8 protein-coding genes are annotated in these 11,875 nt (G+C 67.8%); 7 read left to right on the top strand and 1 reads right to left on the bottom strand.

Annotated features, from left to right (window positions below):
- From Q0C38_RS02585 to Q0C38_RS02555, 7 genes are read left to right on the top strand one after another with little or no spacing between them, the layout of a single operon-like run.
- Positions 1-1,680, top strand: a complete 1,680-nt coding sequence (locus Q0C38_RS02585; protein WP_291295492.1) for an MFS transporter — start codon at positions 1-3, stop codon at positions 1,678-1,680.
- On the top strand, positions 1,677-2,660 hold the full coding sequence (locus Q0C38_RS02580; protein WP_291295491.1) for an asparaginase: 984 nt from the start codon (positions 1,677-1,679) through the stop codon (positions 2,658-2,660). The genes Q0C38_RS02585 and Q0C38_RS02580 overlap by 4 nt, the downstream gene beginning before the upstream one ends.
- 33 nt (positions 2,661-2,693) lie before the next feature.
- Positions 2,694-4,076: a M20/M25/M40 family metallo-hydrolase gene (locus tag Q0C38_RS02575; protein ID WP_291295490.1), complete on the top strand. Its 1,383-nt coding sequence runs from the start codon at positions 2,694-2,696 to the stop codon at positions 4,074-4,076.
- An 11-nt stretch (positions 4,077-4,087) separates the two neighbouring features.
- Positions 4,088-5,635, top strand: a complete 1,548-nt coding sequence (locus Q0C38_RS02570) for an AbgT family transporter (protein WP_291295489.1) — start codon at positions 4,088-4,090, stop codon at positions 5,633-5,635.
- A 34-nt stretch (positions 5,636-5,669) separates the two neighbouring features.
- Positions 5,670-7,472 (top strand): SLC13 family permease, encoded by a 1,803-nt coding sequence (locus tag Q0C38_RS02565; protein WP_291295488.1) that lies wholly within the window; start codon positions 5,670-5,672, stop codon positions 7,470-7,472.
- A gap of 21 nt (positions 7,473-7,493) precedes the next feature.
- Entirely contained in the window at positions 7,494-9,329 is a 1,836-nt protein-coding gene (locus Q0C38_RS02560; protein WP_291295487.1) for an SLC13 family permease, read from the top strand.
- 12 nt (positions 9,330-9,341) lie between these two features.
- Complete coding sequence (locus Q0C38_RS02555) at positions 9,342-10,133, top strand: RMD1 family protein (RefSeq protein WP_291295486.1); 792 nt, start codon at positions 9,342-9,344, stop codon at positions 10,131-10,133.
- 118 nt (positions 10,134-10,251) lie between these two features.
- On the opposite strand, the gene Q0C38_RS02550 is transcribed toward Q0C38_RS02555, so the two are convergent.
- Positions 10,252-11,856, bottom strand: a complete 1,605-nt coding sequence (locus Q0C38_RS02550) for a serine hydrolase (RefSeq protein WP_291295485.1) — start codon at positions 11,854-11,856, stop codon at positions 10,252-10,254.
- Positions 11,857-11,875: the final 19 nt, after the last annotated feature.

Here is an 11,875-nt window from a genome sequence, read left to right as displayed (position 1 = left end):
GTGGCGACAACGGAAGCGACGGCGCCGCCCACCGAGGAGGTGCGCGAGAGCTGGGTGCCGATGATCGCGATCGCGCTCGGCCAGGCCATCATGTCCTATAACGTCGCCTCGCTGCCCGTCTCGATGGGCGGCATGGTGCAGAGCTTCGGCGTGCCGCCGACCTCGATCGCCACCGGCATCGTGATGTACTCGCTCGCCGTCGCCGGATTCGTGATGCTGGGTGCGAAGCTCGTCCAGCGCTTCGGCTCGACGCGCGTGTTCCGCATCGTCATCGCGCTGTTCGGCTGCGCCCAGGTGCTGATGACGTTCGCCCCGACCGCGACGTTCATGATGATCGCGCAGCTCGCCGCGGGCCTTGCCGCGGCGGTGATCGTGCCGGCCCTCGTGGCACTCATTGCCAACCAGTATCGCGGCCAGCAGCAGGCCACCGCGGTGGGCGCACTCGGCTCCGCGCGTGCGGCAGCCGGCGTGACGGCCTTCCTCGTTGGCGGCATGCTTGGAACGTTCATCGGCTGGCGGCCGGTGTTCGCGATCCTGATCGCCGTGTCGGCGCTGGTGTTCTTCCTCAGCTTCCGCCTGAAGGAGGAGGAGCCACGGCCGGAGGTCGGCATCGACATCCCGGGCGTGGCACTTGCCGCGACGGCGGTCATCCTGATCAGCTTCGGCTTCAACAACCTCAACCGCTGGGGCCTTGGCGTGGCCCGGCCAGGCGCGCCGTTCGACGTGTTCGGCCTCTCGCCGGCGCCGATCATGATCGTCATCGGCGTCTTCCTGCTGCAATCCTTCGTCGTCTGGACAAAGCGCACGCAGGCGGCGGGGCGCACGCCGCTGCTCGATCTCCGCGTCATCACCTCGCCGCAGGAACGCGCGGCCATCTACTGCATGTTCGCCGTGGTCTCGCTCGAGGCGATGCTGAACTTCTCGGTACCGCTCTACATCCAGATCGTGCAGGGTCGCACGCCGATCGAGACGGCAATCGCGATGATGCCGTTCAACCTCACGGTGTTCTTCACCGCGATGCTCGTCGTGCGCCTCTACACCGTGCTGACGCCGCGGCAGATCGGCCGCTATGGCTTCGCGCTCTGCACCGTCGCGCTGTTCTACCTTGCCTGGGTGATCCGGAACGACTGGACGGCCGTTGCGGTGATGGTCGGGCTCATCGTGTTTGGCATCGGCCAGGGGGCTCTCGTCACGCTCGTGTTCAACGTGCTTGTCACGGCGGCGCCGAAGCAGCTTGCCGGTGATGTCGGTTCGCTGCGCGGCACGACGCAGAACCTCGCGGCGGGCGTCGGCACGGCCGTGGCCGGTGCACTGATGGTCGGGCTGCTGACGACGATGATCATGATGCGGCTTGCCGACAACCCTGTGCTGACGCCTGACATTCTGGCGCAGATCGACCTCGACAGGATCAACTTCGTCACCGACGTGCGGCTGAACGAGATCATGGCACGCACCGGGGCGACGGCGGCGCAGGTCGCCGAGGCGGTGGCGGTGAACCAGGAAAGCCGCATCCAGGCGCTCAAGATCGGCCTGCTGCTGATGGCATCCGTCGCACTCCTCGCGATCATCCCTGCCGGCAAGCTGCCGAACTACAGGCCAGGCGAGATGCCTGCCCACCCGGCGCCAGCGACCCCGGACGAACTGAAGGCCGGTGTCGCGGAAGCCGAGCGCGCGACGTGACGCGGCCGCGCATCCTCGTTCTCTCGCTCGGCGGCACCATCACGATGGTCCCGAGCGAGGGGGGAGGGATCGCCCCCAAGCTCGGCGCGGCGGAGCTCGTCGCTTCCGTTCCCGCGCTTGCAGAAGTGTGCGAGATCGAGGCGCGCTCTCCCTTCCGCCTGCCGAGCCCGTCGCTCGGCGCTGACCAGGTTGTCGCGGTCGCGGGCGAGATCGTGGCGGGATTTGCCGCGGGCTTCGACGGAGCGGTCGTGGTGCAGGGAACCGATACGATCGAGGAATCGGCATTCCTGCTCGACGTGCTCGTTCCCGGCGACAAGCCCGTCGTGATCACCGGCGCGATGCGCGGGGCGGATGCGCCTGGTGCCGACGGGCCGGCGAACCTGCTGTCGGCCTGCATCGTCGCGGCATCGGGTGCGGCACGCGGCCTCGGCACGCTCGCGGTGCTGAACTACGACATCCATGCCGCGCGCTTCGTGCAGAAATCACACACCGCCCTGCCGTCCGCTTTCCTCTCGCCGCTCGTCGGGCCGATTGGCGCAGTGATCGAGCGCACGCCGCAGATCTATGCACGTGTCGCGCGCGCAGCCGCGCTCAACCCATCAGCCGGACCGCCGCTGCCCGTTGCGCTTCTGAAATGGGCGATGGGTGATGATGGGCGCCTGCTCGCCGCCGTGCCCGATCTTGGCTATGCCGGGCTCGTGATCGAAGGCATGGGGGCGGGTCATGTGCCGGCCTCCGTGGCGCCGCTGCTCGGCGCCGTGGCTGAGCGCATCCCCGTCGTGCTGGCGACGCGTGCGATGACAGGGCCTGTCTTCACGCACACCTATGGCTACGCCGGCGGTGAGATCGACCTGCTTGCCCGCGGGCTCATTCCCGCCGGCCACCTCTCCGGCCTGAAGGCGCGGCTTCTGCTCGGCCTCGCACTCCGCGACGGTGCTGGGCGCGAGGCGGTGGTCACCGCTTTCGAATCCTACCAATGACGCCTGTTCGTTTCATTCCTGGAGTGGGTCACCATGGCGCAGATTGATGCCGTTCTCGATCGGATCGACGCCGATCTCGATGCAGCGCTTGCGCGGCTGTTCGAGGTGCTGCGCATCAAGTCGATCTCGACCGACCCTGCCTATGCGGCCGAGTGCCGGGCCTGCGCCGAGTGGCACGCGGCCGACCTCCGCAGCATCGGCTTCGAGGCAACGGCGCATGCAACACCCGGACACCCGATCGTCGTTGGCCACGCACGCGCTGCCGGAAAGCCATCGGCGCTGTTCTACGGGCATTACGACGTCCAGCCTGTCGACCCGCTCTCGCTTTGGGACCATGATCCCTTCGAGCCCTTCATTGAGACGCGGGCCGACGGATCGAAGGCGCTGCGCGGCCGCGGAACGTCTGACGACAAGGGCCAGGTGATGACCTTCGTCGAGGCCTGCCGTGCGTGGAAGGCCGTCACTGGATCGCTGCCGATCGGCGTCACGGTGCTGATCGAGGGGGAGGAGGAATCGGGCGGCAAGAACCTGCCGCCCTTCCTCGCATCGCATGCCGACGAGTTGCGCGCTGATATCGGCCTGATCTGCGACACCAGCATGTGGGACGCGCGCACGCCGGCGATCACGACGATGCTGCGCGGCATGTGCAACGAGGAGATCATCGTCCACGCCGCTGACCGCGACGTCCACTCCGGCTTCTACGGCAATGCCGCGGCCAACCCCAACAACGTGGTCGCGCGCATCCTCGCCGCTTTGCGCGATGACACGGGTCGCGTCACGCTCGAGGGCTTCTATGACGGCGTGCCGGAACTGCCCGAGGCGCTGGCGAAGGACTGGTCCGCGCTGCCGTTCAGTCCCGAGGCGTTCCTAGGCGCGATCGGCCTCTCCCAGCCTGCCGGCGAACAGGGACGCTCGGTGCTCGAGATGGTGTGGTCTCGCCCCACCTGCGAGATAACCGGCATGGGCGGCGGCTACCAGGGCGAGGGGTTCAAGACCGTGATCCCCGCCGTCGCCTCCGCCAAGGTGTCGTTCCGGCTTGTGTTCGACCAGGATCCCGAGAAGGTGCGGGCGGCGTTCCGGGCGCATGTACAGCGTCTGCTGCCGCCCGATTGCCGCGTCGAGTTCATCAACCACGGTGGCAGCAAGGCTGTGCGTTTTCCGGTTGATTCGCCCCCCTTCGCGAAGGCACGCGAAGCGCTCACCCAGGAATGGGGCACGGATGCGTTCTTCATCGGCGGGGGCGGGTCGATTCCCGTCACGAACGTGCTCAAGGCGAAGCTTGGCATGGACGTGATCCTCGCGGGCTTCGCGCTCGAGGATGACAGGATCCACAGCCCCAACGAGAAGTACGACCTCGAAAGCTTTCGCCGTGGCATGCGCTCCTGGGTGCGCATCCTCGACTCGCTGTCGCGGTAGGGAGCGCAGCGATGGCAGGCAGCGATGCGGCGATGGCGGCGAAACCCACGGCGATGCAGCGCATCCTCGACACGGTCGAGCGCGTCGGCAACAGCGTGCCCCACCCGGTTGTCATCTTCGTGATCCTGATCGGCGTGGTGATCGTTCTCTCGACGGTCCTGTCGCTGATCGGTGCAGCCGTCACGTACGACGTCTACAACGTCACGACGGGGAAGATCGAGCGCGCGACGGCGGAGGCGCGCAGCCTGCTGACGATCGAGGGCATCCGGTTCATGTACACCGGCGTCGTCGGCAACTTCATGAGCTTCCAGGCGGTCGGCGTGATCATCGTCGCGATGGTCGGCGTCGGCGTCGCCGAGGAAGCAGGGCTCATCAAGGCGCTGATCCGCAAGCTCGTCGCGAGCTCTCCCGCATGGTCGCTCTCCTACATCCTGACCTTCGTCGGCATCATCTCCTCGATCGCGGCGGATGCGGGCTATCTCGTCGTCATCCCGCTGGCCGCTGCCGCGTTCCTCAGCGTCGGCCGCCATCCGCTGGCCGGCCTCGCGCTCGGCTTCGCCTCGGTTGCCTCCGCCTTCCTCGTCAACATCCTCGTCGTGCCGGTCGATGGCATCCTCGTCGGCATCACCAATGACGCGATCGCGCTGGTCGATCCGACGCGGTCGGTCGGGCTGCTCTCGAACCAGTGGTTCGAGATCGGCTCCGTGATCATCCTCACCGTGCTGATCGCGCAGATCACCGAACGGATGATCGAGCCGCGGCTCGGTGCCTATACCGGCGACTATACCTTGCCGGAGGACGTGCCCGACGAGGCCGCTGTCGAGGCGCGCGGGCTTCGCTACGCGCTCTGGGGATTCCTCGGTGCCGTCGCGTTCATCACTGCCCTGACGCTGCCGCCGGGCGCGCCGCTTCGAGACCCGGCGACCGGCGACATCATCGGCAACACGCCGTTCATGGCGAGCCTGATCGTCTCGATTGCGATCATCTTCATCGCCGCAGGCGGGGCATATGGCTACGGCGCCGGCACGCTGGCCGACAGTGCCGCGGTGGTCGGCGCGATGCAGAAGGCGCTCGGCAGCCTCTCGGGCCTGATCCTGCTGCTGCTCGTGATCAGCCAGTTCCTGGCCTTCTTCAACTACTCGAACATGGCGACGCTTGCAGCCGTCTCGCTGGCCGACATCCTGACCGACCTGAACCTCGATGCGCTCTGGCTGCTGATCGGCTTCATCATCGTCGTGCTGATCCTCGACCTCGTGATCACCGGTGCCATTCCGAAATGGGCGATCTTCGCGCCGATCTTCGTGCCGCTGCTGATGCGGCTTGGCGTCGAGCCTGACGCGGTGCTCGCGGCCTACCGGGTCGGTGACAGCCCGATGAACGCGATCACGCCGCTCAACGCCTATTTCGCGCTGATCGTCACCTTCGCGCAGCGCTACCAGAAGGATGCCGGCGTCGGCACCGTCATCGCGCTGATGCTGCCCTATATCATCGCGCTCTGCGTCATCTGGCCGCTGTTCTTTGCGGGCTGGCACCTCACCGGCCTGCCATGGGGGCTCTAGGCGCCGCCACGCGGAGCGTCTGACGGTGTCGGGCATGCTGATCGTCTTCGCCACGCTGGCGGCGATGGTGGCGGCCTTCCTGTCGTCGCGCGTGCCCGTGGCCCTTGCCGCGCTCGGCGCCGTGCTCGTCCTCTACTTCACCGGCACGCTCGATCTCCGCACCGCGCTCTCGGGCTTCGGCGACCCCACCGTGCTGTTCATCGCCTCGCTGTTCATCGTGAGCGCGAGCCTCGAGGCAAGCGGGGTGACCGCATGGGTCGGGCAGGGGCTGATCCGCTTCGGCAACGACAACGTCACGCGCGTGACCGTGCTGACGACGCTGCTCGCCGGCGCGCTTACGGCACTCCTCGGTGTCAGCGGTGCGGTCTCGGCGCTGCTGCCCGTGGTGATGCTCGTCTCCGTCAGGCTCCGCCGCCCGCCATCGACGCTGCTGATGCCGCTCGTCTTCTCTGCCCATGCGGGTTCGATGCTCGTGCTGACGGCAAGCCTCGTGAACGTCGTCGCCTCCGACGCCGCGCAGGAGATCGGGCTGGCCGAGTTCGGCTATTTTGAGTTGAGCGTCATCGGCATTCCGCTGTTCGCCGGAACGATCCTGATCATCGTGCTGGTCGGCCATCGCCTGCTGCCGGAGCGCACCGGCCGCTCGCTGCCGCCCGACCTCAGCGGCCATTCCAAGATGCTGGCCGATCAGTACCGCCTGCTCGAGGACACGTTCCGGCTTGAGGTCCAGCCCGGCTCCTCGCTCATCGGAACGAGCAAGGCAGCGTTGAAATCCCGCAACCAGCCGGGGCTGAGCGTGATCGCGATCCAGCCTGCGCCGAAAGGGGGAGCGCCCGGCCGTGCCGTAATCGGCCGCGGCGACCTCGTCGTCGTCTACGGTGAGCGAGCGACCGTCGAGTCGTTCTCCGACGGCATGGGACTGCGCGACCGGACGGAGAGCGCCGGTTCCGCCATCCGCGGCGCCCTCTTCAACACGCGCTTCGGTTATGCCGAGGTGATGATCCCGCCACGCTCGCGCCTGATCGGCCAGGCGGTGTTTCCCGGCATGATCACCGAGGGGGGCGATCTGTTGATCCTCGCGGTGCAGCGCCGCGGCGAGGATGTCGGCCCCGGCGAAGTCGCGCTTGCAGTAGGCGATACACTGCTGCTCCAGGGCACATGGAAGGCGCTCGACGAGAAGCTGAAAGACCCGGAGGTGCTGGTCGTCGATGCACCCGACAGTGTGCGCCGCCAGGCTGTCGCGCTCGGGTCAGGCGCGCGGCGGGCTGCCGTGATCCTCGCAGGCATGGTGCTGCTGCTCGCAACCGGCGCCGTGCCCACTGTGATCGCCGGCATGCTGGCGGCCTGCGCGACCGTGGTCTTTCGCGTCCTGACGGTCGAGCAGGCGTTCCGTGCCATCTCAGGCTCGGCGCTCGTCATGGTCGCCTCGCTCATCCCGCTGTCGACGGCGATGTACGAGACGGGTGCAGCGCAGGTGATCGCGCATGGCCTCGTCGTCCTCGTCGGGGATCGTGGGACACATGCCGTTCTCGCGGCACTGTTCGTCCTCACCGCAACGTTGACGCAGCTTGTCAGCAGCATCGCCACCGTGCTGATCGTGATCCCCGTCGCCGTCTCGGCGGCGATCGAAAGTGGCGTATCGCCGCGCGCGGCGTTGATCACGACGGCCGTCGGCGCTGCGGCCTGCTTTCTCACCCCGGTCGCGTCCACGGCGAACCTGATCGTGCAGGGGCCTGGCAGCTACCGGTTCGGTGACTATTGGAAGCTCGGCCTGCCGCTCCTGCTATGGTTCGGGCTGATCGGCACATTCCTCGTGCCCGTCGTATGGTCGCGCTGAGATGCGCTGTGGAGATGGCAATTGACGCTTGAACTCGCCCTGGTGCTCGCGCTGCTCGCCTCCGTCATCGTGATGTTCGTGGTCAACATGCCGCGGATGGATGCGGCGGCGCTGATCATGATCGTCGCGCTGCCGGTCACGGGCGTGATCACGATGAACGAGGCGCTCGCCGGCTTCGCCGACCCGACGATCATCCTGATCGCCGCCCTGTTCGTGATCGGCGAAGGCCTGGTGCGGACCGGCGTCGCGAGGCGGCTGGGTGACTGGATGCACGCCAAGGCAGGCGACAGCGAGGTGAAGCTGCTCGTGCTGCTGATGGGTGCCACGGCAGGGCTCGGTTCGATCATGAGCTCGACCGCTGTTGTCGCGATCTTCATCCCCGTCGTGCTGCGCATCTGCCAGAACAGCGGCACGCCGCCGTCGCGGCTGATGATGCCGCTCTCCTTCGCCGCGCTGATCAGCGGCATGCTCACGCTGGTCGCGACCGCGCCGAATCTCGTCGTGCACGGCGAACTGCTCCGACAGGGCTTCTCGGGATTCGGCTTCTTCTCCATCGCCCCCTTCGGCGTGCCGATCCTCGTTCTCGCCATCCTCTACATGCTCGTTGCGCGGAAGTGGCTCGGCGGCGGCTCTTCGGGCGAGGGGACGACGTTCCGCCGCCCCAGCGTGCGTGACTGGATCGCGCAGTACGGGCTGTCAGCGCACGATCATCGCGTGCGGCTCGGGCCCGCCTCGTCGCTGATCGACCGCCGCATCGAGGACATCGGCTTCCGCGCGCGCGGCATCACTATTCTCGCGATCGAGCGTGAGCGTCGGTTCGGCATCGACATGCTTCGCCCCTCGCCGGAACTCCGCCTGCAGCCGGGTGACGTGATGCTCGTCGATGTCGTCGCCGAAGGGCTCGATCTCGATGCGCTCCGCGAGGAGTTCGGGCTCGAGGCGCTGCCGCTCGACCCCGGCATCGGCTTCTTCACCGATCGCGCGCATGCGCTCGGCATGGTCGAGGTGATCGTGCCGGCGGAGAGCTGGCTGGTCGGCCAGACGCTGCGCCAGGCGAAGCTTCGCGACGAAACCGCACTCATCGCCATCGGCCTTCGCCGCGGCCGGTCCGTCGTCGAAGGCGACCTGCTGACGGAGACGCTGGCCGCCGGCGACACGCTGCTCCTCATCGGGTTCTGGGACGACATCCGCCGGATCCAGTCGGTGCGCAACGATCTCGTCGTGCTGAACCTGCCGGCCGACCTGGACGATGTCGCGCCGGCCGCCACGCGGGCGCCGCACGCGCTCGGCACGCTGGCCCTGGTGGTCGGGCTGATGGTGTCGGGCGTCGTGCCGAACGTTCAGGCAGCACTCCTCGGCTGCCTGCTGATGGGCCTGTTCGGCTGCGTCGACATGACGAGCGCCTATCGCGCGATCAGCTGGAAAAGCCTCGTCCTCATCGTCGGCATGCTGCCCTTCTCGCTGGCGCTGCAACGTACGGGCGGCGTCGATCTTGCCTCGGATGGGCTGATCGCTCTCGTCGGCGAGGCTGGGCCGCATCTCGTGCTCGGCACGCTGTTCGTGCTCACCGCCGCACTCGGCCTCTTCATCTCGAACACCGCGACGGCCGTGCTGATGGCACCCGTGGCGATCTCGCTCGCGCAGGAACTCGGCGCCTCGCCCTATCCGTTCGCGATGATCGTCGCGCTTGCGGCGTCGACGGCGTTCATGACGCCGATCTCATCGCCGGTGAACACGCTGGTCGTGGGCCCGGGGAACTATGCCTTCGGCGACTTCGTGCGCATCGGCGTACCGTTCTCGCTGATCGTTCTTGTGGTCAGCGTGATCCTCGTCCCGATCGTCCTGCCCTTCCGCTGACGAGGGCCAGTCATGCCCCAGCACGGCCCAGCGCCGGAAACGACGACGCAGATGCGCGCCGCGCTGATCGGTGAGCGTCTCGACGTCCGTGGTCTCGGTCGCGCCGATCTCGACCTCGCCGACCCCGTGGTGATCGAGCCGGTGCCGGGTGGACTCTTGTTTGCCTTCCGCTGGGGAGCCATCGTGTCGCTGGGGCTGACGCCGGAGCAGGAGCGGAGTTTCGTCGCCTCGCTCGACGGGCGCATCACCGGCCGGCTGCAGCGCCTCGTGATCGAGACGGCGATGCTCGCAGCCGGCGCCGAGCAGGACGGCATCGACCAGAACGGCATCATCCGCCTGCGTGATCTCGCGCCGTCGCGCCTGGCCCTCGTGGCCGATGCGCTCGCCAAGAGTGCTGCGCTGAGCCACCAGGAAGCGCAGCTCTCGGAAACGCTCGACAGGATGGAACCCTCGATCGCGGCGCTGCGCGATCGCGGCCGGCTGGCCCTGGCGTCGGGCGGGCTGCTGCGGTCGATCGGTGCGGCGATCTCGGCGCGCAACCGCTCCGTCACGCGCGTTCAGGCGGAGGACAAGCCAGACATCCTCTGGGATCATCCCGGCCTCGACCGGCTGCACCTTCGCCTCGTCGAGGAGTTCGAGCTGCGCGAACGGGCGGCCGCGCTCGATCGCAAGCTCACGCTCGTGGGCGAGACGGTGCAGACGCTGCTCTCGCTCGTCGAGGCGCGGCGATCCCTCGGGCTCGAGCTCGCGATCACCGCACTGATCGCGATCGAGGTCGCGACGACGATCTACGGGCTTTTCTAGAGCCCGTTCCGTTCGAATGGCCTCGATCGGAAGGTCGTGCTCCACAACCACGAATGCACAGAGCAGCTTTGCCCGGTCTGATGGAACCGGATCCCGTTCCATCGGATCGGGCGCTGCTTCAGCCCGTCTCACGCGCGTAGCGCGCAGCCTTCACGCGGCCACCGTTCACGATCAGGGCCGCGATCGCACCACTGCCATGACGTTCGACCCTCGCATCGAGCCAGCCGCGCGCGAGCGTGCCTGGAACGTGGATGCGCACATCCTCCGCGGTGATTGGCTCGAGCGACCAGGCAGGCCCGCGCACCACCGGTCCGTGCGCGCGAAGCGCCATGCCGCCGCGCGCCTCCGACACGATCCAGCGTGCGGCCATTTCTTCGCTCACATAGACGCCCGGAAGATCGGATGGCAGCGCAGCATCCGGTGCGACGCGCCGCCAGTGCGACGTGACGCCGGCATCGAGCATGACCTCGACGGCACCAGGGCCAGCGCCGCGCACCTGGAACACCGCGCTGCTGCGCGGCACGGCGAGCCAGCCATCCACGGTCGCTTCCGCGATCGAGGGCATGCCGTTGGTCGAAAGCGTGGTCGTGCCATCATCCGCCACGGTGATGTCGAGCGTGGCTCCCGTTTCGGGTGCGATGTAGCGTCCGGCCAGCGGCAGGAGCGTGTCCTTCTCCGGCATCGTGGGAGCTGCAACGGCGCCGGACCGGTCGAGCAGGATGTCGAGAACGCGGTGGGCGATCAGGTTCGGATCAATCCCGCCATGATTGGCGATCGCGATCACGGCCAGGTCCTGGTCCGGCGCGCGCAGGTACTCGGTGCGGTAGCCGGGCCACAGCCCGCCATGGCTGAATGTCGGAACACCGCGATAGGGCCGGGCGACCAGGCCGCGGGCATAGAGGTTCATCGTGCCGTTGGTGAAAGGCGCGGTGCGTTCGAGACCGGCGAGAACACATGCGCCCGGCACGCCGCGCGTGCGCGCGTTCCGCGCCCAGATCGCGAGGTCGATCACCGAGGAGACGAGCCCTCCCTCGCCGCCGAGCGGGAACGCATGCGGCGCGCGGATGAAGCCGCCGTCCTGAACCACGTAGCCAGTCGCCAGATCGGGGATCGGCACGGTGAGGTTCGGCGTGTGCCGCGTCGCGGTCATGCCCAGCGGCAGGAAGAACTCGTGCGCGAGCACATCCTCGAGCGCTGCCCCGGTCAGCTTCTCGACGATGAGGCCGAGCAGGAAGAAGTTGCTGTTGCTGTAGAGATAGCGTGAGCCTGGTTCGAAGTTCAGCGAGCGCTGGCGGAGGATCGCCTCGAGCAGGTCGGCTGCTGCGATCGGCGTGCCGAGATCGCCGCCGCCGTGGCGCTGGAGCTCGAGCATGTCGCGGATGCCACTCGTGTTATGCATCAGCTGGGCGATGGTGATCGCCGCATAGGCGCCAGGCAGGTCAGGAAGCAGGTCCTTCGCCGGCGCCTCGATGTCGAGCAGGCCACGCGCGGCAAGCAGCAGGATCGCGGCACAGGTGAACTGCTTGCTGACCGAGGCGATGCGGAACCGCGTCGCACCTCCGATCGGCACGCCGTGCTCGACGCTTGCAAGCCCGACATGGCGGTGGGCGATGAGCTCCCCCCCGCGCACGACGCCGACGGTGATGCCCGGCCCCGCCCCACGCCAGGGTGCGATCAGGCTGTCGATTCGGTTTTCGAGCGCGCGTGTCGCAAGATCGGTCACGGACGGTGTCCTCCTGGTG

This window comes from Elioraea sp. (assembly GCF_022842375.1).
In the GTDB taxonomy this organism is placed as follows: domain Bacteria; phylum Pseudomonadota; class Alphaproteobacteria; order Acetobacterales; family Acetobacteraceae; genus Elioraea_A.
Note: the sequence above shows the minus strand (reverse complement) of the source record. Positions and strands in the feature narration are given on the sequence as shown.

Coding starts and splice junctions, on each gene's coding strand:
- Q0C38_RS02575 (WP_291295490.1), top strand. CDS start 2,694: ATGGCGCAGATTGATGCCGTTCTCGATCGGATCGACGCCGATCTCGAT.
- Q0C38_RS02570 (WP_291295489.1), top strand. CDS start 4,088: ATGGCAGGCAGCGATGCGGCGATGGCGGCGAAACCCACGGCGATGCAG.
- Q0C38_RS02565 (WP_291295488.1), top strand. CDS start 5,670: ATGCTGATCGTCTTCGCCACGCTGGCGGCGATGGTGGCGGCCTTCCTG.
- Q0C38_RS02555 (WP_291295486.1), top strand. CDS start 9,342: ATGCCCCAGCACGGCCCAGCGCCGGAAACGACGACGCAGATGCGCGCC.